The sequence below is a fragment of the Chimaeribacter coloradensis genome (assembly GCF_002858715.1).
Classification (GTDB): Bacteria; Pseudomonadota; Gammaproteobacteria; order Enterobacterales; family Enterobacteriaceae; genus Chimaeribacter; species Chimaeribacter coloradensis.
In genome coordinates, this window is record NZ_PJZH01000002.1 from 394,866 (window position 1) to 418,192 (window position 23,327).

At 61.9% G+C, this 23,327-nt stretch carries 22 protein-coding genes; 12 read left to right on the top strand and 10 right to left on the bottom strand.

Features of this window, described 5'->3' with window-relative positions:
• Positions 1–43: 43 nt before the first annotated feature.
• Both fur and fldA read right to left on the bottom strand, forming a co-directional pair.
• Positions 44–487, bottom strand: a complete 444-nt coding sequence (gene fur / locus CYR32_RS04130) for a ferric iron uptake transcriptional regulator (protein WP_072926289.1) — start codon at positions 485–487, stop codon at positions 44–46.
• A gap of 308 nt (positions 488–795) precedes the next feature.
• Positions 796–1,323 carry a flavodoxin FldA gene (gene fldA / locus CYR32_RS04135; protein ID WP_101822839.1) on the bottom strand — a complete coding sequence of 176 codons (528 nt, stop codon included), beginning with the start codon at positions 1,321–1,323 and terminating at the stop codon, positions 796–798.
• Between the two features lie 453 nt (positions 1,324–1,776).
• On the opposite strand from fldA, the gene CYR32_RS04140 reads away from it, so the two are divergent.
• Entirely contained in the window at positions 1,777–3,429 is a 1,653-nt protein-coding gene (locus tag CYR32_RS04140) for a methyl-accepting chemotaxis protein (protein ID WP_101822841.1), read from the top strand.
• Positions 3,430–3,520: 91 nt separating this feature from the next.
• Here CYR32_RS04140 and ybfE read toward each other — a convergent pair whose 3' ends face one another.
• Entirely contained in the window at positions 3,521–3,808 is a 288-nt protein-coding gene (ybfE, locus tag CYR32_RS04145) for a LexA regulated protein (protein WP_072926284.1), read from the bottom strand.
• A 361-nt stretch (positions 3,809–4,169) separates the two neighbouring features.
• Between ybfE and CYR32_RS04150 the strand changes: the two genes are divergently transcribed.
• Complete coding sequence (locus CYR32_RS04150) at positions 4,170–4,721, top strand: lipid-binding SYLF domain-containing protein (RefSeq protein WP_146000665.1); 552 nt, start codon at positions 4,170–4,172, stop codon at positions 4,719–4,721.
• 3 nt (positions 4,722–4,724) lie between these two features.
• On the opposite strand, the gene ybfF is transcribed toward CYR32_RS04150, so the two are convergent.
• On the bottom strand, positions 4,725–5,504 hold the full coding sequence (gene ybfF, locus CYR32_RS04155) for an esterase (RefSeq protein ID WP_101822845.1): 780 nt from the start codon (positions 5,502–5,504) through the stop codon (positions 4,725–4,727).
• A 203-nt stretch (positions 5,505–5,707) separates the two neighbouring features.
• Here ybfF and seqA point away from each other — a divergent pair, with 203 nt between their 5' ends.
• The 4 genes from seqA (at position 5,708) to CYR32_RS04175 (ending at position 9,209) form a co-directional block, all read left to right on the top strand.
• Complete coding sequence (gene seqA, locus CYR32_RS04160) at positions 5,708–6,292, top strand: replication initiation negative regulator SeqA (RefSeq protein WP_101822847.1); 585 nt, start codon at positions 5,708–5,710, stop codon at positions 6,290–6,292.
• 23 nt (positions 6,293–6,315) lie between these two features.
• On the top strand, positions 6,316–7,959 hold the full coding sequence (gene pgm / locus CYR32_RS04165) for a phosphoglucomutase (alpha-D-glucose-1,6-bisphosphate-dependent) (RefSeq protein WP_101822988.1): 1,644 nt from the start codon (positions 6,316–6,318) through the stop codon (positions 7,957–7,959).
• Positions 7,960–8,131: 172 nt separating this feature from the next.
• Complete coding sequence (locus tag CYR32_RS04170; RefSeq protein WP_165698173.1) at positions 8,132–8,752, top strand: PadR family transcriptional regulator; 621 nt, start codon at positions 8,132–8,134, stop codon at positions 8,750–8,752.
• A 250-nt stretch (positions 8,753–9,002) separates the two neighbouring features.
• On the top strand, positions 9,003–9,209 hold the full coding sequence (locus tag CYR32_RS04175) for a DUF2517 family protein (protein WP_101822849.1): 207 nt from the start codon (positions 9,003–9,005) through the stop codon (positions 9,207–9,209).
• Positions 9,210–9,230: 21 nt separating this feature from the next.
• Here CYR32_RS04175 and kdpE read toward each other — a convergent pair whose 3' ends face one another.
• From kdpE to kdpF, 6 genes are read right to left on the bottom strand one after another with little or no spacing between them, the layout of a single operon-like run.
• Positions 9,231–9,938 (bottom strand): two-component system response regulator KdpE, encoded by a 708-nt coding sequence (kdpE, locus tag CYR32_RS04180; protein WP_101822851.1) that lies wholly within the window; start codon positions 9,936–9,938, stop codon positions 9,231–9,233.
• Complete coding sequence (gene kdpD, locus CYR32_RS04185; RefSeq protein WP_101822853.1) at positions 9,883–12,600, bottom strand: two-component system sensor histidine kinase KdpD; 2,718 nt, start codon at positions 12,598–12,600, stop codon at positions 9,883–9,885. Before kdpD ends, kdpE begins: the two co-directional genes overlap by 56 nt.
• A 3-nt stretch (positions 12,601–12,603) precedes the next feature.
• Entirely contained in the window at positions 12,604–13,179 is a 576-nt protein-coding gene (gene kdpC, locus CYR32_RS04190; protein ID WP_101822855.1) for a potassium-transporting ATPase subunit KdpC, read from the bottom strand.
• A gap of 16 nt (positions 13,180–13,195) precedes the next feature.
• Positions 13,196–15,274, bottom strand: a complete 2,079-nt coding sequence (gene kdpB, locus CYR32_RS04195; protein ID WP_101822857.1) for a potassium-transporting ATPase subunit KdpB — start codon at positions 15,272–15,274, stop codon at positions 13,196–13,198.
• 17 nt (positions 15,275–15,291) lie between these two features.
• On the bottom strand, positions 15,292–17,001 hold the full coding sequence (gene kdpA, locus CYR32_RS04200) for a potassium-transporting ATPase subunit KdpA (RefSeq protein ID WP_101822859.1): 1,710 nt from the start codon (positions 16,999–17,001) through the stop codon (positions 15,292–15,294).
• On the bottom strand, positions 17,001–17,090 hold the full coding sequence (gene kdpF, locus CYR32_RS04205) for a K(+)-transporting ATPase subunit F (RefSeq protein ID WP_101822861.1): 90 nt from the start codon (positions 17,088–17,090) through the stop codon (positions 17,001–17,003). Before kdpF ends, kdpA begins: the two co-directional genes overlap by 1 nt.
• Positions 17,091–17,477: 387 nt before the next feature.
• Between kdpF and CYR32_RS04210 the strand changes: the two genes are divergently transcribed.
• The 6 genes from CYR32_RS04210 (at position 17,478) to CYR32_RS04235 (ending at position 23,327) form a co-directional block, all read left to right on the top strand.
• Complete coding sequence (locus tag CYR32_RS04210) at positions 17,478–18,071, top strand: fimbrial protein (RefSeq protein ID WP_101822863.1); 594 nt, start codon at positions 17,478–17,480, stop codon at positions 18,069–18,071.
• Between the two features lie 66 nt (positions 18,072–18,137).
• Entirely contained in the window at positions 18,138–18,872 is a 735-nt protein-coding gene (locus tag CYR32_RS04215; RefSeq protein ID WP_101822865.1) for a fimbrial chaperone, read from the top strand.
• Positions 18,873–18,917: 45 nt separating this feature from the next.
• Positions 18,918–21,524 carry an outer membrane usher protein gene (locus CYR32_RS04220; RefSeq protein WP_241523744.1) on the top strand — a complete coding sequence of 869 codons (2,607 nt, stop codon included), beginning with the start codon at positions 18,918–18,920 and terminating at the stop codon, positions 21,522–21,524.
• A gap of 50 nt (positions 21,525–21,574) precedes the next feature.
• A complete protein-coding gene (locus tag CYR32_RS04225) occupies positions 21,575–22,153 on the top strand; it encodes a fimbrial protein (protein WP_241523745.1) in 579 nt (192 codons plus the stop codon).
• Positions 22,154–22,169: 16 nt separating this feature from the next.
• Positions 22,170–22,715 carry a fimbrial protein gene (locus tag CYR32_RS04230; RefSeq protein WP_101822869.1) on the top strand — a complete coding sequence of 182 codons (546 nt, stop codon included), beginning with the start codon at positions 22,170–22,172 and terminating at the stop codon, positions 22,713–22,715.
• Between the two features lie 30 nt (positions 22,716–22,745).
• Positions 22,746–23,327 (top strand): fimbrial-like protein, encoded by a 582-nt coding sequence (locus CYR32_RS04235; protein WP_165698174.1) that lies wholly within the window; start codon positions 22,746–22,748, stop codon positions 23,325–23,327.

The window sequence follows — 23,327 nt, forward strand, 5'->3', positions numbered from 1 at the left end:
TTATGGTCAGCGGTCAGGAGCGCACCCGGCGCCCCGTGCAACCTTACTTCTCGTGCAATCCTTCGTTTTCGCGGCAGTCACCGGCTTCACAATGGCCATAGAGGTAGAGGCTATGGTTGGTGAGCTTAATACCGTGTTTCTTGGCAATCTCACGCTGACGGATCTCAATGGATTCATCGCTGAATTCGATCACTTTTCCGCAATCCAGGCAGATCAGGTGATCGTGGTGGTGCTGCTGAGTCAGTTCGAAAACAGACTTGCCGCCTTCAAAGTTGTGGCGGGTGACAATGCCGGCATCATCAAATTGGTTCAGCACGCGGTAAACCGTGGCCAGGCCAATCTCTTCGCCCATGTCGATCAGCTTCTTATAAAGGTCTTCCGCACTGACGTGGTGGCAGGTCGGATCTTGTAACACTTCCAGGATCTTGAGTCGCGGAAGCGTGACTTTCAGGCCGGCCTTTTTTAATGCGGTGTTATTGTCAGTCATGCGGATTCTGTCCTGTTACTATGCTATTCACGTTAAGGCATACAGCCTATGACATCGGTCGGCGCAAAGGTTTTAGTTGCGTCTCATTATAGAACTGAGCCGCTCAAAATGAAAACGCCGCCTGCTTACCCTGCTTGCGTTGTGGTCGTTGCGGGCTACTTTTGCAACACGTTGATGGATAGGAAATACGCGGTGCCCAGTGTACCCCGATACTGGATAAAGTTACAAACTTGTAGCCAATATTTCGGTGCCGGGCAGGGGGAAACGGGCCCTTTTGGTTGAAAATCAACCGCCGGGGCCGGGGGGCATTAACCGATGATTTCCGCCAGGCTCAGCTCCTGGGTAATCTGCTTCACCCACGCATCAACGCGTTCGTTGGTGAGTTCCGGTTGGCGGTCTTCATCAATCGCCAGGCCGATGAAGTGGGACTCATCTGCCAGCCCTTTGGAGGCTTCAAAGTGGTAGCCTTCGGTTGGCCAGTGGCCGACCAGCACCGCGCCGCGCGGTTCGATGATGTCACGCACGGTACCCATCGCATCACAGAAATACTCGGCGTAATCTTCCTGGTCGCCGCAGCCAAACAGCGCCACCAGTTTGCCCTCGAAATCGATCTCTTCCAGCGTCGGGAAGAAGTCATCCCAGTCACATTGCGCTTCGCCGTAGTACCAGGTCGGGATGCCCAGCAGCAGGATGTCGAACTTTTCCAGATCTTCCTTGCTGCTTTTGGCGATGTCGTGCACCTCGGCAACATCGTTGCCCAGTTGCTTCTGGATCATTTTGGCGATGTTTTCCGTGTTTCCGGTATCGGACCCGAAGAAGATTCCCACTACGGCCATATGCTTCTCTAACCTCTTGTTCTTAATTGATAAACCTGCCGCTGACAGGCACTGATGCCGTTGATGATAGCAAAGTCACCGCCGGGTGAACATCATCACGCCGCCCGGCCCGCGTTCCGGGGGCCCGGTGAACCTGTGCAACAGCCAGAATGGGGAAATATTCTATCGGCCAAATAGCGCAGGTGTTATCGCCTTTGTGTGCTGACGGTTATTTCCCTGGGTTATCAAACGGCTGATTTCTGCCCCGGTTAACAGGTAATTTCCCTGCGTGAATATTTGCCACAAAGGCTAAACGTTACCCGTGCCATGCCGATACCAGAAAAGTAGTGGGGGAAGCGTCCTTCACCTTATCCGGCAGGAACCCCCGTTTCTGTCTTATCAACCTTGGATCAGGGAGCACCTGCCCGGATCCATGTTGTTCAGCCTGAAACGCTCTGTTTCAAGAGAGGAAATGTGCAGTTTTTAAAAAACATCACCATCCGTACCGCCCTGTTGTGGGTACTGGGTACATTTTGCGTCCTGTGGGGCGGGGTGGCGGCCTATACCGTCATCTCTCTGAATAAACTCACTGACACCACCGAGGCCAGCGCGTTACTGGTACAGAACATTGATCTGATTAACCATGGCAACGATCAATATTTCCGTACTGTCACCCGCCTGGCGCGCGCAGTGGACAGCGTGGCCGCCAATGAGCCAAACCCCGATTTTGAGCCCGCCGCCAAGGCGCTGGCCAATTTGCAGGGTGCCTACAGCGACTTCAAAAAAATCGGCAATGCCGGCATTGATGCTGACGTGGTCAGGCAGGTCACCGAGGATTGGGAAGCGCTGATCGAGCAGGGCGTCCGCCCGCTCTATCAGGCGGCGAAAAGCGGCGACATGGCGGGCTACCGCCAGCTGGCCAAAGTCACTGTCCCGGTACTGAGCCGCCAGTTCTCGGTCTCCAACACCCGTTATACCAAACAGGCCTCTGCGAAGATCGATGCCTCCAAAGTGGATTTCCACAACATCGCCTCGACCAGCAAAGTGATCCTGATTACGGCGCTGACCTTCGGCATCCTGCTGCTGCTTGCCACTGACCGCTATCTGGCGATGGCGCTGGTGAAACCGCTGGGCATCCTGCAGGCACAGTTTGCCGCGATTGCCAACGGCAACCTGGGCAAGGAGCTGCACGATTTCGGCAACAACTGCGTCGGTAAACTGATCCCGCCGCTGCGCGACATGCAGAACAGCCTGGCCACCACCGTGACAACGATCCGCACCTGTTCCGACAACATCTATCAGGGTGCGTCTGAAATCTCTGCGGGCAACAACGATCTCTCCTCACGCACCGAAGAGCAGGCCTCGGCGCTGGAAGAGACCGCCGCCAGCATGGAACAGCTCACCGCCACGGTGAAACACAACGCCGACAACGCGCACCACGCCAGCCAGCTGGCCAGCACCGCCTCTGTCACCGCCCAGAAAGGCGGGCAGATTGTGGCTGACGTCGTCCGCACCATGCAGGAGATCTCCGGCAGCTCGAAGAAGATCGCTGAAATCACCACCGTGATTAACAGCATCGCCTTCCAGACCAACATCCTGGCACTGAACGCCGCGGTAGAGGCTGCCCGTGCCGGTGAGCAGGGGCGTGGGTTTGCCGTGGTCGCCAGCGAAGTGCGCAACCTGGCGCAGCGCAGTGCCCAGGCGGCGAAAGAGATTGAAAACCTGATCAGCGAATCGGTCACCCGGGTGGACAGCGGCTCCAGACTGGTGGAGAGCGCCGGCCAGACGATGGGGGACATCGTCCAGTCCATTACCCACGTCACGAACATTATGGGGGAGATCGCCTCCGCGTCTGACGAGCAAAGCAAAGGCATCAGCCAGGTCGCGCTGGCGGTCACGGAGATGGACAGCGTCACCCAGCAGAACGCCGCGCTGGTGGAGCAGGCCTCTCAGGCTGCCCTGTCCCTGGAGGAGCAGGCCGCGGTGCTGAACCAGACCGTCGCCACCTTTACCCTGCGTGACGGCGTGGTGCGCGCCCCGGCGGCGGTCGCTGCGCCGGTGAAAAGCGTGGCCGCGGTCAGCGCCCGCACCCCGGCGTCCGCTCAGGATAACTGGGAAACCTTTTAATCGCCGCTGACACCGGCCTTCCAAAACAAAACCGGTGGTGAACAGGGTTCACCACCGGTTTTGGGAGGGGCAGGGCGCAAACAACAGGCCGTCAGGATTCAGCCTGTTGTTTGCGCAACTGTTCCAGCAACATCTGCTCAATCAGTTCGCTGCGGCTGATGTTCTGCTGCTCAGCGAGCTTATTGAGCGCATCCACCGCGTCCGCATTGATTTTCAACTCCACCCGCCGCAAGCCGCGAACTTTATCGCGCCGTAATTGATTCCGCTTATTAATTCTCAGCTGTTCATCACGGGAGAGCGGGTTGGTTTTGGGGCGGCCCGGGCGACGGTCATCTGCGAACAGATCCAGCGTGGTGCGATCCGTTTGTTCTTTTGCCATATAGGTAGCGGTACAACTAAGGGATAAACATCTGCCTGCGCCAGCGCAGCCGGATGGCTCGGTGAATATACGTTCAGGTTAATCAACCTTAAACCCACATTACCCCGTTGCGCAGCAGGGCGCGGACGGCGGCAAAACAATAGCGCGCCATAATACCCCAGCCCGCGCCGCCGGAACAATGGCTAACTGCCTGTCCCGGCTCATCTGTTGGCGTTTTACTCCCCTTTTTCATTTTGTGCGGCAGGCCGCGGCTTGCGGCGCATTCCACCCGAAAACCTGACAAAATGCGCGGTTTCTCACTCGGGGTTATAGATAAATGTTTGATATAGTTAAATTTAAATCATTAATCTGGATTATTTTTATGCTGATGGTGGCCGGGTGCGGGGCCAAAGGCGATAACCCGGCCGAACAGCGCCGGTCTATCCACACCCTGCAAAAAACCACGCTGGACGAGGTGCGCGCCCGCTATCCGGAGGCGGGCAAGGCGCTGCAACGCGCGGCCGGTTACGGCGTCTTTGCCCTGCAAAGCAATAAAATCATGGTGGTGGGGGTCGGCAACGGCTATGGCGTGGTGCATGACAACCAGAGCGGCAAAGAGACCTACATGAAAGTGGCTCAGGCAGGCACCGGGGTGGGGCTGGGCATCAATCAGGTTCGTTTTCTGCTGGTGTTCCCGACGGCGAAAAGCCTGAGCGACTTCACCGAACATGGCCTGATGCTGAGCGCGGACACCCACGCCTCAGCCAAGTATAAAGACAAGGGCGGCGCGACCCCCAGCCGCACGCTGGACGCCGCGCCCGCCGGGGACAACGCCCTCTCCGGCGTTCGTATCTATCAGCTCACCGACAACGGCCTCTCCGCCCAGGCGATGATCTACGGCTACAAATACTGGCCGGATGACGCCCTGAATTAAGGGTTACGCCTCGCCAAGGAAACGGTTAATGGCGCGCAGCACCGCTTCAGGCTTCTCGGCGTGTACCCAGTGGCCGGTGCCGGCCACCACATGGGCGCGCGCCTGCGGGAACTGGCGCGCGATCGCCTCCCGGTACTGCTCCTGCACATAGGGTGACAGCCCGCCGCGGATAAACAGCGCCGGGTGCGGCCAGGGCGGCACCGGCTCCCAGCCGGTGATGTGGGCGTACTGGTCCCATAACACCGGCACGTTGAAGCGCCACTCGCCTTCATGGAAGGATTTCAGCAGGAACTGGATCACCCCTTCCTCGTCCAGGTAATCACGCATGATCGCGGCAGCGGCGCTGCGTGCCGTTGCCCCGGCTTCGGTCACGGCGCGGATCGCGGCGAAAATCTCATCGTGGCGGCGGGTCTGGTAGTCCACCGGCGCGACATCAATCACCACCAGTTTGTCGATCTTCTCCCCGGCTACCGCCGTCAGCGCCATCGCCGCTTTGCCGCCCATCGAATGGCCGATAACAATCGCCCGCTCAATCGCCAGATCGTCCAGCAACTGCTTCAGATCCGCCGCCATCTCCGGGTACGTCATGCCCGGCGCGCGCGGCGACAGCCCGTGGTTGCGCATATCCACCTGCACCACCGGATGGCGTTCGCGCAGGTCACGCGCCAGCACACCGAGGTTGTCCAGGCTGCCGAACAGCCCGTGAATCAACACCACCGGCAGCGCACCGGCCGGTGAGTGGTCGGTTTGTAAGCGATAATTTAATTTCATGGCAAAGTTCATACTGAGAGACAATCTCCTTAGGTTATCATGAGATATAAATCTGGATCTTCCCGTGATTGAAAGATGACGAAGCCCCCGCCGGGCGGCGCGATTAGGTAATAGTCTGCATTTTTGGCTGAGGCCGCAGGAACCTGTTCGCGAAACCGGATTAGCTTGTATACTCTTTTCGATTGAATTAAGTAGAAAAACAGTACTGGATAAAGATGAAAACTATTGAGGTTGACGAAGAGCTCTATCGTTATATCGCGAGCCACACCCAGCATATTGGTGAGAGCGCGTCCGACATTCTGCGTCGCATGCTGAAGTTTACGCCGGGCCAGCAGGCCGTGCGCGCGGCCCCGGCCGCGGTTGCCCAGTCGATGCAGGCCCGCGCCGAGCCGCAGCAGGCCGTGCCGGTTGCACCTTCCGTGACCGCCCCGGCCGCTGCGCAACAGCCGCGTGACAAAGTCCGGGCGATGCGTGAGCTGCTGCTGTCGGATGAGTACGCCGAGCAGAACAAAGCGGTGAACCGCTTCATGCTGGTGTTGTCGACCTTATATAGTCTGGCGCCGCAGGAGTTCGCGGCGGCAACGGAAACCTTGCACGGCCGCACGCGCACCTACTTTGCCGGCGACGAGCAAACCCTGCTCCAGGGCGGTAACCACACCAAGCCCAAACCTGTTCCGGGCACACCGTACTGGGTCATCACCAACACCAATACCGGCCGTAAACGCAGCATGATCGAAACCATCATGCAGGCGATGCAGTTCCCGGTGGAACTGACTGACAAAGTTTGCGGCACCATTTAATTTAGCGAAAGGGAGAAGTGCCGGTGGCTAATCATCCACGTGCAGGGCAACCTGCTCAGCAGAGCGATTTGATTAATGTGGCACAGTTGACGTCGCAATATTACGTTTTGCGGCCGGAGCCGGGCAATGCGGCCCATGCGGTGAAGTTCGGGACGTCCGGGCACCGCGGCAGCGCCGGGCGTCACAGCTTTAATGAAGCGCACATCCTGGCCATCGCCCAGGCGATTGCGGAAGTGCGTAAACAGCAGGGCACAACCGGCCCATGCTACGTGGGTAAGGATACGCACGCGCTCTCAGAGCCGGCCTTCATCTCTGTGCTGGAAGTGCTGACCGCCAACGGCGTGGACGTGATCGTCCAGCAGGATAACGGCTTCACCCCGACCCCGGCTGTCTCCAATGCCATTCTGGTGCACAACCAGAACGGCGGCGCGCAGGCGGACGGCATCGTGATTACGCCGTCCCACAACCCGCCGGAAGATGGCGGCATCAAATACAACCCGCCAAACGGCGGCCCGGCCGACACCAACCTGACGTCAGTGATCGAAAAGCGCGCCAATGCGCTGCTGGCCGACGGCCTGAACGGTGTACAGCGCCAGTCGCTGGACAAAGCCTGGCAGAGCGGCCACCTGCATGAGAAAGATCTGGTTCAGCCGTACATTGAAGGCCTGACCTCGATCATCGACATGCCGGCCATTCAGCGTGCGGGCCTGAAGCTGGGCGTTGACCCGCTCGGCGGCTCCGGCATCGCTTACTGGCAGCGCATCGCCGAGCATTACAAGCTCGACCTGACGCTGGTGAATGACGAAGTCGACCAGACCTTCCGCTTTATGCACCTGGACCACGACGGCATCATCCGCATGGACTGCTCCTCTGAGTCGGCGATGGCCGGTTTGCTGGCGCTGCGTGACAAGTTCGACCTGGCCTTTGCCAACGACCCGGACTACGACCGCCACGGCATCGTCACCCCGAAAGGGCTGATGAATCCGAACCATTACCTGGCGGTGGCGATCCAGTACCTGTTCCAGCACCGCCCGCAGTGGGGCCAGGATGTGGCCGTGGGCAAAACGCTGGTCTCCAGCGCGATGATCGACCGCGTGGTGGCTGACCTGGGCCGCAAGCTGGTGGAAGTGCCGGTGGGCTTCAAATGGTTCGTGGATGGCCTCTATGATGGCAGCTTCGGTTTCGGTGGTGAAGAGAGCGCCGGGGCCTCGTTCCTGCGCTTCGACGGCACGCCGTGGTCCACCGACAAAGACGGCATCATCATGTGCCTGCTGGCCGCGGAGATCACCGCCGTGACCGGCAAAAACCCGCAGGCGCATTACGATGAGCTGGCGCAGCGTTTCGGCGCGCCGAGCTACAACCGCATCCAGGCCCCGGCCAGCCATGCGCAGAAAGCGGCGCTCTCCAAACTCTCCCCGGAGCAGGTGCAGGCTGACCAGCTGGCCGGTGACAAGATCACCGCCCGCCTGACGGCGGCACCGGGCAACGGGGCGTCCATCGGCGGCCTGAAAGTGATGACCGACAACGGCTGGTTTGCGGCGCGTCCGTCCGGCACGGAAGAGGCGTACAAAATCTACTGCGAGAGCTTCCTGGGTGCTGAGCACCGCGAGAAGATCGAGAAAGAAGCGGTCGACATCGTCAGTGAAGTGCTGGCCAACGCCAAATAACGGCCTTTCCCTTCCGGGTTCTGCTGAAAAAGCGCTGTGAAAACAGCGCTTTTTTTATGTCTGAAAAATAGATATATCGGATTGCTAAAAAGCGCTTGCACAAAATCTGATCGCTCTCTATTTTAGATATATCGAAACCAAATCGATATATCTAAACCTAATGGAGAGATCTATGATTCATGACCACATGACCCCGCGTAAACATGGCGGCCGCCGCCGTGACAAAGTCTATAACCTGATCCGCCGCGGCGGGCACCATGAGCATCACCACGGTGAACGCGGCGGGCGTCGCGGCGGCCGCGGCGAAAAACTGCACCGCCTGTTTGAACATGGTGACCTGAAGCGCGTCCTGCTGGCGCTGGTGGCGAAAAAACCGAGCCACGGCTACGAGCTGATCAAAGCGATTGAAGAGGCCTCCTCCGGCCTGTACGTGCCCAGCCCGGGCGTGATCTACCCGACGCTGACGCTGCTGGAAGAGCAGGAGCTGCTGGAGGCGGTGCCGACCGGCAACGGCCGCAAAAGCTACCGCCTGACGCAAGCGGGTGAAGCGGAACTGGCACAGCACCAGGTGGCGGTGGACGGCATCTTTGCCCGGCTGGCGCAGGTGACGCAGAACCGCGAAGGCAACCTGGCGGAAGGGATCAGTGACACCATGAAAGCGCTGAAACATACCCTGCGCAGCAACATGATGCGCACTGACCTTACCCCCGCACAGATCGCTGAAGTGAATCAGGCGCTGCAAACAGCGGTCGCGGCGATTGAGCAGACCCTGGCGAAAGGTGAAAGTGCGTAACGGTGACGGCCGGGCAGGGCGCCCGGTGCATAGACACCATGGAGTGAATAGCCTTAAATTAACCAATGTTTAGTTAATTTTTAACACCGCTGTAACCTAATTACAGAAATAGGGTAAACTCGGGCAAAAAAGGCAAAAAATAGTGGTCGGATGAGTGGTAAAGTTTCATAACGCAGAGTAATATTTGTACTAACTTACATAAACAGCGTGACTGTTTACCTGCGTAATTTTACTGCTGAGGAAGATAGCCATGTCCATCTATACCGCGTTTCCCCGCTACCAGATTCTCTTACGCCGCCTGGCGGTGGTCGTCGTCGGCGTGCTGGCGCTGCCGGTGATGCTGCTGCGCCGCGATCGCGCGCGTTTTTACAGCTACCTGTACCGCGTCTGGCAAAAAACCAGCAACAAACCGGTGTGGCTCGCCCAGTCGGAACTGGCCGTTCAGGATTTCTACTGAGGCACAATGCGCCCCGCGTAATTAACTGACAAAACGGTAGCCGACGCCGGTCTCGGTCAGCAGATGTTGCGGCCGGGCGGGGTCGGCTTCCAGTTTCTGGCGCAGGTGGCCCATGTAGATGCGCAGATAGTGGTTATGCTCCACCGCATTTGGCCCCCACACCCGGCTCAGCAACTGGCGCTGGGTCAGCACTTTCCCCCGGTTCGCCAGCAACTCCGCCAGCAGCCTGAACTCGATCGGCGTCAGGTGCACCGGCTCCCCCTGCCGCGTGACCTGCCGGTTCAGCAGATCCACCGTCACCTCTGAAAAACTCACCAGCGGGCTTTCGCCGCCGCCGTTGCTGCCGTGGCGGCGCAGCGAGGCGCGCACCCGGGCCAGTAACTCCCCGACGCCAAACGGCTTGCTGAGGTAATCATCCGCCCCGGCGTCCAGCGCGGCGATCTTGTCCTCTTCCTCACTGCGGGCAGACAGCACGATCACCGGGATCGCGCTCCAGTGGCGCAGATCCCGGATGAAATCCAGCCCGTCGCCGTCCGGCAGGCCGAGATCCAGCACGATCAGATCCGGCTTGCGGGTGGCCGCCTCGATCAGCCCGCGCTGCAGCGTGGCGGCGTCATGCACGCGCCACCCTTCCGCTTCCAGGGCGGTACGCACAAAGCGGCGGATCTCTTTCTCATCTTCCACTATCAGAATCTGCACCGGGTTCAGGGGCGTTCTCCTCGTCGGCATCCATCTCAAGTTGCGGCGGTGGGGTGAGGGGCAGCCGGAAACAGAATGCCGCGCCGCCTTCAGGGCGGTTCATCGCCTGAATATCACCGTCATGGAGCGTCATAATGGCACGACAAATCGCCAGACCCAAGCCGACGCCTGGAATTGCTGACTCTTTATGCCCGCGGGCGAATTTATCAAAGATCAGCTGTTCCGTGCCGGGCGGGATGCCGGGGCCGTCATCCCAGACCGTGACCGCCAGCATCCCCGGCTGCACCACGGCATCAATGCCGAGGGTGGCGGACGGCCCGGCATATTTGTGGGCGTTCTCCAGCAGGTTGACCAGCACCCGCTCAATCAGCCCGGCATCGCATTCAACCAGCACCAGATCCGGCGGCAGGTTCAGCAGCAGCCTGTGGCCGTCCAGCGTCGGCTCCAGCGAGCGCCAGGCGCTGCCGATCAGCTCCTCCAGCGCCTGCCACTCTTTACGCAACTGGAAGCCGCCGGACTGGATGCGCGCCATATCCAGCAGGTTATTCACCAGCCGGGTGGTGCTCAGCACCTGCTGGCGGATCTGGCTGGCCTGCGGCGCGTGGGGGGAGTGCGCCGCGGCGAGATCCAGCGTCAGGATCTCCGCCTGCCCGAACAGCACCGTCAGCGGGGTGCGCAGGTCGTGGGAGAGGGCGGCCAGCAGGGAATTGCGCAGCTGCTCGCGCTCGGCGTCGACCCGTGCCCGCTCGGCCTGCGCCGCCAGGTAGAGCCGCTCCAGCGCATTCGCCAGCAGCACGGTAAAGGTCTGCAACAGCCGCTGCTGCTCCGGCACCATCAGCTGGCGGGCGCTGGCGGGTTCCACCGCCAGCAGGCCGAAGATCCGGCGCGCGGTGGTCAGCGGCAATAACTGATAGGGCACGCCGGGCAGGGTATCGGTGCCCGCCCCGGCCGGGGCGCGGGTATCAAAACTCCAGCGGACAATCGCCGGGTCGATCGGGCCGGGCGCGGCCCCCTCTTCACTGAACGGCTGCAACGCGCCCTGATCGTCCGGCAGAAACACGCTGACCCGCGCCGGGAAGCCGCTGGCCACCACGCGGCAGCCGGTGCGCGCCACCTCTTCCGGCGTCAGCGCCTGGCTAAGTGCGGTGGAGATCTCATAGAGATGGCGGGTGCGCTGCTCACGGTAGCGCGCCACCCGCGCCTGATACCGCACCCCGGCGGTGAGGTTGCCAATCACCAGCCCCACCGTCAGCATCACTGCAAACGTTACCAGATACTGCATGTCCGTCACGGCCAGCGAGCCGCGCGGCTGCACGAAAAACAGGTCAAAGCTCACCACATTCAGCAGCGCCGCCAGCGCCGACGGCCAGCGGCCGAAGAACAGCGCCACCACCACCACGCCGAGCAGGTAGAGCATCACCAGGTTAGAGGGGTCGAAACCGGGCAACAGCCACTGGGCCACCAGCGTAATCAGCGCGCAGAGCGCCACCGCCAGCCCGCACCCCTGCCACTGCCGCCGCCAGCGCCCGGTGGCCGGCTCCGGGGCCGCAGGCGGGAAGGGCACATCCGCCAGCGGCACCAGCAGCAGGTCTGCCTCCGGGGCCAGCCGCGCCAGCCGTTCACCGAAGCTGCGCCGCCAGCGCCGGGGCTGCGGCGGCCGCCCGGCGACAATTTTGCCCAGGCTGTGCTGGCGCGCATAGCGCAGCAACGCCTGCTCCGGCTGGGGATCGGCCAGGGTGGCCGTCTCTGCGCCCAGCGCCTGCGCCAGCTTCAGCGCCTGCAAAATCGCCCGCCGCCGCGCCTCGGGCAGCCGGTGCAGGCGCGGCGTCTCGGCGTAGACCGCGTGCCAGTCGCAGCCGAGGCGCGCCGCCAGCCGTGCGGCCACCCGCACCAGCTTCTCCTGCCCGCCACCGGGGCCGATGCAGACCAGCAGCGCATCCCGCGCATGGCGCGGTGCCTCGCTCTCCGGCCCCTGCCGCAGTTCCCGCATCTGGCCGTCGACCCGGTCAGCGGTGCGGCGCAGCGCCAGTTCCCGCAGCGCAATCAGGTTGCCCTTGCGGAAAAAATGCTCAATCGCCCGCTCCGCCTGGCCGGGCAGGTAGACTTTGCCCTCTTTCAGCCGCCGCCGCAGGTCGTCCGGCGGCAGATCCACCAGCACCACTTCCGTGGCCTGATCGAAGATCTGATCCGGCACCGTTTCCCGCACGCGGATGCCGGTCACCCCACCGACCACGTCATTGAGGCTCTCCAGATGCTGCACATTGACCGTGGTCAGCACGTCGATCCCGGCGTTCAGCAGCTCGTCAACATCCTGCCAGCGTTTGGGGTGGCGGGAACCGCTGACGTTGCTGTGCGCCAGCTCATCCATCAGGATCAACGCCGGGCGGCGCGCCAGCGCGGCATCCAGGTCAAACTCCGGCAGCGGGCGGCCGCGGTGGCTGATACGCCGCAGCGGCAGCCGCGGAATGCCCTCCAGCAGCGCTTCCGTTTCCCGGCGGCCGTGGGTCTCCACCACGCCGATCAGCACATCCAGCCCGGCGGCATGCAGCCGTTGCGCCTCCTGCAACATGGCGTAAGTTTTCCCCACCCCGGCGCAGGCACCGAAGAAGATCTTCAACTGCCCGCGCGGGCGGGCATTGGCCAGGGCCAGCAGGGCATCGGGGTCGGGGCGCGCAGGCACCTCATTCACCATGCATTATCCTTGGTTGAGCGCATCCAGGGCGCGGTTCAGTTGCAGCACGTTCACCCCCGGCTCACCGATAAAGGCCGGGAAAGGCGTGCGGGTATGCGCGGCGATCAGCGTCTCCAGCGTCTGGGCGGAGAGGTGCCGCGCGCGGGCAATACGCGGGATCTGCCAGCGCGCCGCCACCGGTGAGATCTCCGGGTCCAGCCCGCTGCCGGAGGCGGTCACCAGCTCCACCGGCACCCGGGGCGGGCTTTCCGGGTTGGCGGTGCGTAACGCGGCGATGCGGGCCGCCACCGCCTGATCCAGCGCCGGGTTACTCCCGGCCAGGTTGCTGCCCGCCGAGGCCAGCGTAGCATAAGGCGTCGGCGAGGTGGCGGAGGGGCGGCCCCAGAAATAGGTGTCGCGGGTAAAATTCTGGCCGATAAGCGCCGAGCCGACCGCCTGTTGGTCACGATAAAGCAGCGAGCCGTTGGCCTGTGCGCTGAACAGCCAGCCGGACAGCGCCGTGGTCAGCAGCGGGTAGGCGATGCCGGTCAACAGGCTGAGCAGCAGTAGTACGACAATCATCGGGCGTAACAGTAACATCATCACTCTCCTTTATTTACGCCATGCCCAGCAGGGTCAGCAGCAGGTCAATCAGCTTGATACCGACGAACGGCACCAACAGCCCGCCCAGCCCGTAGATCCAGAGGTTGCGCCGCAGCAGTGCCGCCGCGCCCATCGCGCTGTAGCGCACGCCTTTCAGCGCCAGCGGGATCAGAAACACAATCACCAGCGCGTTGAAGATCACCGCCGACATAATGGCGGAGGCGGGCGAGTGCAGGTGCATCACGTTCAGCGCGTCGAGCTGCGGATAGGTCGCCGCAAAGGCCGCCGGGATAATGGCGAAATACTTGGCGACGTCATTGGCGATGCTGAACGTAGTCAGCGAACCGCGCGTCATCAGCATCTGTTTACCGATATGCACCACCTCGATCAGCTTGGTGGGGTTGGAGTCGAGGTCTACCATGTTGCCCGCCTCTTTCGCCGCCTGGGTGCCGGAGTTCATCGCCACGGCCACATCCGCCTGCGCCAGTGCCGGGGCGTCGTTGGTGCCGTCACCGGTCATTGCCACCAGCCGCCCCTCCGCCTGGTACTGGCGGATCAGCGCCAGCTTGGCTTCCGGCGTCGCCTCGGAGAGAAAGTCATCCACCCCGGCCTCGGCGGCGATGGCCGCGGCGGTCAGCGGGTTGTCGCCGGTGATCATCACGGTCTTGATGCCCATTTTGCGCAACTGGGCGAACCGCTCGCGGATGCCGCCTTTCACGATGTCCTTCAGCGCCACCACACCCAGCACCCGGTTGTCGTCTGCCACCACCAGCGGCGTGCCGCCCTGGCGCGCCACGCCCTCCACCAGCGTGGTGACCGCCGCCGGGAAGCTGCCGCCGTTGGCCTCAATATGGCGGCGGATGGCGTCCACCGCGCCTTTGCGCACCGACCGCCCGCCGATATTCACCCCGCTCATCCTTGTCTGGGCGGAGAAGGGCACAAAGCTGGCGTTCAGCGCCGCCAGGGAGCGTTCGCGCAGGTTAAAGCGCTGTTTCGCCAGCACCACGATGCTGCGCCCCTCCGGCGTCTCATCCGCCAGCGAGGCGAGTTGCGCCGCGTCTGCCAGATCCTGTTCGCTGACGCCCGGCGCAGGCAGGAAATCGGACGCCTGCCGGTTGCCGAGGGTGATGGTGCCGGTTTTGTCGAGCAGCAGCACATCCACATCCCCGGCGGCTTCCACCGCCCGGCCGCTGGTGGCGATCACGTTCGCCCCCAGCATCCGGCTCATCCCGGCCACGCCAATCGCCGACAGCAGCCCGCCGATGGTGGTCGGGATCAAACAGACCAGCAGCGCCACCAGCACTGTGACGGTGATAGGCAGGCCGCCTTGCCCGGCCATCACGCTGAACAGCGAGAAAGGGTAGAGGGTGGCTGTCGCCAGCAGGAACACAATCGTCAGCGCAATCAGCAGGATGGTCAGGGCGATCTCGTTCGGCGTCTTGCGCCGTTTCGCGCCCTCGACCATCGCGATCATCCGGTCGAGGAAGGTGTCGCCGGGGTTAACGCTGCATTCGATCACCAGCCAGTCTGACAGCAGCCGCGTACCGCCGGTCACGGAGGCGAAATCCCCGCCTGACTCGCGGATCACCGGCGCAGACTCGCCGGTAATGGCGCTCTCATCCACCGAGGCGCCGCCCTCCAGCACTTCGCCGTCGCAGGGGATGGTCTCACCGGCGTCCACCCGCACCCAGTCACCTTTGCGCAGGCTCTCGGCAGAGACCTTCTCCTGCGCGGCGTCCGGGTGCGGGGCGGACAATTTCTTCGCCCAGTTGCTTTTCTTCACCCCTTTCAGGCTGGCGGCCTGCGCCTTGCTGCGCCCTTCGGCCAGCGCCTCCGCCAGGTTGGCGAACAGCACGGTAAACCAGAGCCACAGGGCGATGCTGCCGGTAAAGGCGCTGCCGCCGCGCTGGTTCACCAGCTGTTCCAGCCAGATGAGCGTGGTCAGCACACTGCCGAGCCACACCACGAACATCACCGGGTTACGCCACTGGGTGCGCGGGTCGAGCTTTTTCAGGGCGTCCGGCAGGGCGGTGCGCAGCAGCGCCCCGTTGAGCAACGCGGTGGTGCGCGGTGCTGAATGTTTATCGGTCATGGATCGGGTCTCCGCCGTTATCCGTGGGCCGCCGCGTTCAGCGGGGCCGTGATCATATGCAGGTGTTCCGCCACCGGGCCAAGCGCCAGGGCAGGGATAAAGGTCAGTGCGCCGACCAGCAGCACGGTGCCGACCAGCAGGCCGACAAACAGCGGCCCGGTGGTGGGCAGGGTGCCCGGCCCGGCCGGCTGGCGTTTTTTCGCCGCCAGCGACCCGGCAATCGCCATCACCGGCAGGATCACGCCGAAGCGGCCGAAGAACATCGCCACCGACAGCAGCAGGTTATAGAACGGCGTGTTGACGCTCAGCCCGGCAAAGGCGCTGCCGTTGTTATTGGCGGCCGAGGAGAGGGCGTAGAGCACTTCGCTGAAGCCGTGCGCACCGGGGTTCAGGATGCCCGCCCGGCCGCTCTCAGTGACCAGCGCCAGCGCGGTGCCGAGCAGCACCAGCGCAGGGGTGACCAGAATCGCCAGCGCCGTCATCTTCATCTCACGCACGTCGATCTTCTTGCCGAGGTACTCCGGCGTGCGGCCAATCATCAGCCCGGCGATAAACACCGTCAGCAGCACAAACAGCAGCATGCCGTAGAGGCCGGAGCCGACGCCGCCGAACACCACCTCGCCAATCTGCATCAGCCACAGCGGCACCAGCCCGCCGAGCGCGGTAAAGGAGTCATGCATCGCATTGACCGCGCCGCAGGAGGCGGCGGTGGTCACCACCGCAAACAGCGAGGAGGCGAGAATACCGAAGCGCGTCTCTTTACCTTCCATGTTGGCGGTGCTGTCTGCGCCCAGCGCCGTGAAGTGCGGGTTACCGGCGAGTTCGGCGTACATCACCACCACCACGCAGACCACGAAAATCAGCGACATCGCCCAGACCAGCGCATTGCCCTGGCGGCGGTCGCCCACCGCCTCGCCAAAGGCGAAGCAGAGCGCGCACGGGATCAGGAAAATCGCCAGCATCTGCACCAGGTTGCTCAGGGCGGACGGGTTCTCAAACGGGTGGGCGGAGTTCGCCCCAAAGAAGCCGCCGCCGTTGGTGCCGAGCATTTTGATCGCTTCCTGCGAGGCCACCGGCCCCATCGGCAGCAGTTGCGCGCCGCCCTCCAGCGTGGCGACATGCTGGTAAGGCGCGAGGTTCTGCAACACCCCCTGGCTCACCAGGAACAGCGCCATCAGCAGGGAGAGCGGCAGCAGCACATAAAGGGTGATGCGCGTGAGATCCACCCAGGCGTTGCCGAGCGTGGCCGTTGCGGGGCGGGCAAAGGCGCGGATCAGCGCAAACGCCACCGCGATGCCGGTGGCCGCGGAGAGGAAGTTCTGCACCCCCAGCCCGGCCATCTGGCTGAAGTAGCTCAGGGTGCTTTCACCGCTGTAGGCCTGCCAGTTGGTGTTGGTGACAAAGCTCACGGCGGTGTTCAGCGCCAGATCCCACGGCAGCCCCGGCAACTGCTGCGGGTTGAGCGGCAACGCCCCCTGCCCAAGCAGCAGCGCCAGCAGCAGCACCAGCCCCAGCAGGTTAAAGCCGATCAGCGCCAGCAGATACTGCACCCAATTCATGCCGTCCGGCGTGATGCCCGCCAGCCGCCAGACGCCGTTTTCCAGCCGCCGCAGCCCCGGCCGCGGCGTTCCCTCAATCAGTTGCGCCAGCCCGCTGCCCAAGGGCCGCGCCAGCAACAACAGCACCAGCATAAAACCGGCGATCAATCCTGCGCCCTGGGCCGCCATCAGAAGGCCTCCGCCCGGATCAGGGCATAGATCAGGTAAACCAACAGCAGCAGCACCACTACCGCACCCGCGATTACGCCGAGACTCATGTTTCTCTCCTGTAAAAAAGGGAATTTTTTTCCAATGTGGGACAGACGCAGCGTAAAGAGCGCGGGGCAAAGAAGCTGAAAAAAGCGCGGGGCAGGGTGTAAAAAAAGCGTAAAAACAACCGCCGCCGGGCGGGGGGCGGGCAGTGACAGGGCGGCAGGCCGCGGGATATTCCCGGCAGGCGATAAATAAAACGGCGATGGCGTCAAGGCCATTTCACTGTGCTTTTTAGCACAGTAATCATTTGATAATTAAGTATAAATTAATTAATCATTCAGCACTAATTGATTGCTCTGCTCTCTATCAAAACCATAATAACCCCCGGAAATTGGGATTAATTCCTAAGGTTTTTCCCAAATTCATTAGCCTCCCTTTTTTTAAAAACGGACATGAAAATGAAAAAAAATATCTTTGCAGTTTCTGCACTGGCATTGGCGCTCGGCTCCTCTGCCGCTTACGCAGGCGATACCGATTTAGGATTGATCACCTTTGACGGTGCCGTAACCGATACCACCTGCAAAATCACCACCAATAACGGCGTTGAAGCGAACAACATCACCATCAGCCTGCCGGTGGTGAAAAAAGCCGATGTGGAAGCCGCCACGATCGCGACCCGCGGCGTGGGTGCCAAAGAGTTTGAGCTGAAACTCACCGGCTGCCCGGATACCTATGACAGTGCCAAAGCTACCTTCACTTCCCAGCAATTTGCGGAGCTGTCCAACGGCACGCTGAAAGCAGACCCAACGGTGGCGGGTGCGGCGCAGAACGTCAGCCTGGCGTTGTTCAATAACACCTCCGGCGATCAATCACAGATCAAAATCGGTGACATGAACGCTACCCAGGTTGCTGATATCACGACGGGTGAAGGCATGCTGGCCTTTATGGTCTCCTATGTGCCGAGTGCAGACTGGGGCTTAGGCACCAACGATATCGTCGCCGGTAAGGTGAACACCAACACCACCTTTACCATGAGTTATGAATAAGCCTTAACCGGTTGGCCCCGCTGCCGGTGGTGGCGGGGCTGTTCGTTATTCACTGACGGGATGCCTATGTTTTCTTTTACTTCTACGCCGGCCGCACGCTCTCTGCTGTTTGCCGCCACCCTGACGGCGAGCTACAGCGCGCAGGCCGATATTGTGCTCTCCAGCACCCGGGTCGTGTATGCCCAGTCGGCTAAAAATGTCACGGTCAATTTGACCAATAAAGGCAACAACCCCCTGCTGGCGCAGGTCTGGCTGGATGACGGCCGCGAAGACGCCAACCCGCAGACGCTGAAACTGCCGTTTGTGGTCACGCCGCCGGTGTCACGCCTTGACCCGGGCAAAGGGCAGACGGTGCGCATCACCTACCTGGGGCAGCCGGTCGCGCAGGACAGGGAAACGCTCTACTGGTTCAACGTGCTGGAAGTGCCGCCCAAACCCAGCGCCGATGACAAACAGAGCCTGCTGCAACTGGCCTTCCGCACCCGCATCAAACTCTTCTTCCGCCCTGAGGGGCTGAAAGGCTCCGCCGCCTCGGCCGCGCAGGGCCTTAAATGGTCGCTGGAAAACAGCAACGGCAAGGTGAAGGCGACTATCCGCAACGACTCCCCCTATTACGTGGTGCTGCACAGCGGCGATGTGGTGCAGAACGGTAAAACATACCCGCTGGATCTGGCGCAGGTCGCGCCGTTCTCCAGCATCAGCGCCGACGTAAAAGGGCTGACGGCCCCCGGCAAAGGGGTGGTGAAATTCAACACGATCAATGACTTCGGCGGGTTGAATCAGTACGAAAGCCCACTGTAACGCCCTGCACGCCAGGGGAACATTCAGGCAAGGACGGGTGCCACTGTGTCAGCAAAACAATTCTCTCGCCTCTTATCTGCCGGTGTCTGGGTGGCTTGCCTGATGGGCGTCAGGCAGGGGTATGCCGCGGCCGACGTGGAGTTCAATGAGCAGTTTCTTTACAACACCGGCGCACCGGTAGAACTGGACCGTTTCGCCCGCGGCAATCCGGTACTGCCCGGCACTTACCCGGTGACGATCCAGCTCAACGCTGTGCCTAAACTCAACGGCGACGTCACCTTTCTGGATAACGGCACGCCGGTCGCCACCCCCTGCCTGACCCTGCGCCAGCTGATGCAGCTCGGTGTCAAAACCGATGAGCTGCTGCCGGCGCTGGAGGCGGAAAAAAGTGACCCGCCGCTGGAGCAGCGCTGCCTCGACCTCAGCCGCTACTACAGCAACGCGCAATTGCATTATGACCCCTCCTCGCAGGTGCTGGACGTCAGCCTGCCGCAAATCTACGTGCTGCAAAAACCCGCAGGCTACGTGGACCCGGCGCTGTGGGATTACGGCATCCCGGCGGCGATGCTCTCTTACGATCTGAACGCCTACCAGAGCGTGAATGATCATGACCGCAGTGAATCGGCCTATGCCGGGCTGCGTTACGGCGTCAACCTCGGGGCGTGGCGCTTTCGCGCGCGCGGCAACCTGGACTGGGACAGCGACAGCGGCACCGACTACGACAGCCACGACATCTACCTGCAACGGGACATCCCCAGCCTGAAAGCGCAACTGCTGCTGGGGGATGCCTACACCCGCGGCGACACCTTTGACCCGGTGAACCTGCGCGGCGTGCGGCTCTACAACGATGAGCGTATGCAGCCCAGCGGCCTCTCCACCTTTACCCCGGTGGTGCGCGGCGTCGCGCGCACCAACGCCAAAGTGATTGTCACGCAGGACGGCAACAAGGTGTATGAAACCACCGTGCCGCCCGGCGCGTTTGAGATTACCGACCTCTCCACCGTGAGTTACGGGCAGGATCTGGACGTCACCGTGGAAGAGGCGGACGGCAGCAAAAACAGCTTCTCGATCCCCTATGCGTCAGTGACCCAGATGCTGCGGCCGGGCACCTCGCGCTGGGATCTCGGCCTCGGCCAGTACAACGAAGGCGATCTCTCTGAGCGCCCCTGGGTGATGGTGGCCAACGGCTACTACGGCTTTAACAACACCTTTACCGGCTATGCCGGGGTGGAATATCTGGACATCGGCTACGTCTCCAGCCTGCTGGGGGTGGCGATGAACACCCGCCTCGGGGCGATCGCCTTTGACATTACCCACTCTTACCTGGATGACCCGGAAGTGGCCGATGAGGCGTTGCAGGGGCAGAGCTACCGCCTCTCCTACAACAAAACGATCAGCGGCACCGACACCTCGTTTAACTTCGCTGCCTACCGCTTCTCCACCGAACACTATATGACCCTGGCGGACGCCGCCTCGCTGCACAGCGGCACCGGGGAGGACGGCGATTTCAACCTCTACCAGCGGATGAAAAACCAGGTTCAGCTCAACATCAGCCAGCCGGTGCGCGTTAACGGCACGGACTACGGCTCGCTCTATCTCACGGGCAGCTGGCAGGATTACTGGGGCGCGAAAGATGAACCCACCTCGCAATTCTCCGCCGGCTACAGCAACAGCTTCCGCTGGGGCAGTTACAGCATCTCCGTACAGCGCACCTACGATGAGCTGGGCGTCAAAGATGACAGCATCTACTTCAACCTGTCGCTGCCGCTGGAGAACTTTACCTCAAGCGGCAAGGCACCGGGCGGCTTCTCCACCCTGAACATGGGCATGAACCTCAACCGTGACGGCAGCAGCAACACCAACGTGTCGGCCAACGGCAACAGCGAGGACAACCGCTTCAGCTACAGCGTCAGCACCAGTTACAACCACGATGATCAGCAGTCACTGGCCGACCTCAGCGGGTACGGCACTTACAACAGCGCCTATGGGCCGCTGAGCGCCTCGGTGTCGGTGTCGGATGAGGCGGATCGCCAGTACTCCCTGAGCTACAGCGGCGGCATGGTGCTGCACGGCGGCGGCCTCACGCTGGCCCCGAACAGCATCAGTGACAACGAAACCCTGGCGCTGGTCTATGCCCACGGCGCAGAGGGGGCCGGGGTGGCCTCGATGGGCCGCATCAACGGCGACGGTTACGCCATCAACACCGGGCTGACCGCTTACCGTGAAAACACCGTGGCGCTGGACATCTCCACCCTGTCACGGGATGTGGAGGTCAAAAACACCAGCACCCTGGCCATCCCGGCGGGCGGCGCGGTGGTGAAAGTGAATTTTGAAACCGACAGCGAGCGCTCGGTGCTGCTGGCCCTGACGCGCACCGATCAGGGCTTTATTCCGCTGGCGGCGGATGTCCTGCTGGACGGCCGCTCCGTGGGTGTGGTCGGGCAGGCGGGGCAGGCGTTTGTGCGCGGCATTCCGGACAGCGGCGTGTTGCAGGTGGCCTGGGGCAGCGGTGCCGATCAGCGCTGCCGCGTGAGCTACCGCCTCGCCGCCGGTGCGCCGGTGGTGGCGGGCAGCCTCTACCTCGACAACCAGCCCTGTGTGATGGAAGCAAGCGGGGTGGCAGAAACCGGCGCGGCTGCGGCCGTGAAATAACCCTCTGGATGAACACCGTAACTGAAACAGATCAGCAAACAGGAAGGATGATGATGACGAAACGACGCATGGCGTGCCGGGCGGCACCGCTGGTGCTGCTGGTATCCGGCGGCCTGGCGCAGGCCCAGAATGTGGATATAACCTTCAAGGCCAATATTGTAGAGACCACCTGTACCATGAAGCTCACCGGCGGCAGCGGCGATGGTCTGAATAACACCCTGCAAATCGGCCCGGGCGGCAAAGTGGGGCTGGATAAACTGCTCGCGGGCGATCAGAGCGCCACGGCCACCTTCTCGCTGGACGTTGTGGAGTGCCCCAGCAGCCTGGATAGCCTGAAAACCACCGTAAACGGTTCCAACAGCAACATCGTACCCTCTGCCATTAAAAACGGCGTCGCGAAAGCGGACGGCGGCGCAGACTATGTCGGTGTCACCATCGCCCGCAGCAGCGATCTGGATAATCCGTTCAAAATCAATTCATTGAATGACAATGAACGCCTGGTCTGGACGGCCTCAGAAATCCAGGCCAAAAAAGTTAACCTCACGGCCCGCCTGGTGGAAACGGATGCCAGCCGGGTGACCCCCGGCCAGTTCCGCGCGACGGCGACCTTCGCGTTTACTTATGAATAACGTTACGAGAGCCACTATGAAAAACATCAGTCTATTTGCCGGTGCCTGGATGGTAAGCATGGGAATTGCCGCGCCCGCCCTGGCAGGCACTGACAGCGTCAAAATGACCTTTGAGTCGGTTATCGAAGCCGGTACCTGCACCGCGCAGATCCAGAGCAACGCGGGGGCCGCCATCAGCGAGCTTGATTTCGGCACGGTCTATAAATCCGATCTGTCGGCCAAAAGCCGGGTAGAGCCGTTCAAGCTGGTCTTCAGCAGTTGCAGCGGGGTGGCGAAAGCGAAATACACCGCCAAACCGAGCAGCGGTTCCAGCTGTTCCGGCCCCTCCTTTGCCGGTACCGGTACGGCACAAGCGGTGGCGGTCGAGCTGTGGAAAGGGCAGCAGGACAGCGGCATCGCACTGGCCTGTAACACGTCGCCGGAGCAGGACATTGATGTCAAAAGCGGTGGCGGGTCAGTGGACATGAACGCCCGCATGGTGGTTGCCCCTGATCGCAACATCAGCGATGTCACCACGGGCGATACCAGCATTCCCGTCACCTTTGCCGTGACGTATGAATAACTTACGTTAACCCGCATAGTGAGCCATGACGTGAAACGACCTCTCTTTTCGGTATGCCGACTGCTGCTGCTTGCCACCCTGAACGCGCCCGGTGCCTTTGCCGGTGCCGGGAGCAGCCCGGATCTGACCTTCAGCGCCCAGATCCGGGATAACACCTGCACTATCCGCCTGGACAACGACGGCTATATGCGGCTGCCGGTCATCCACCGCAACGAGCTGGTGGACGGCGACGGCAACCCGCGGGTCAGCCCCACGGAGAATACCGGTGGGGAGGCGTTTCGCATCACGGTCACTGACTGCATGGGAAACAGCGGGGGCGGGGCGCAGGCGCTGCATTTCGCCTTCAGCCCCTACGCGTTGCCGGTACAGAACCAGGTATTCCCCAATGAAACCGCCGCCGCTGACGGCGGCGCGCAGGGCGTCGGGATCGTGATCTTCTCCCGCCAGCACGGCACCAATGTGCTGAATGCGGACGGCAGTTCCGACGTGGTGTTCCCTGCCGGCGCAAATATGTTCAAGGATTATCTGTTCACGGCGCGTTACCAGGGGCTGGGGCCGGTCACCAGCGGCCTGCTCACCAGCCGGGTGCGGGTGGACGTGATCTATGACTAA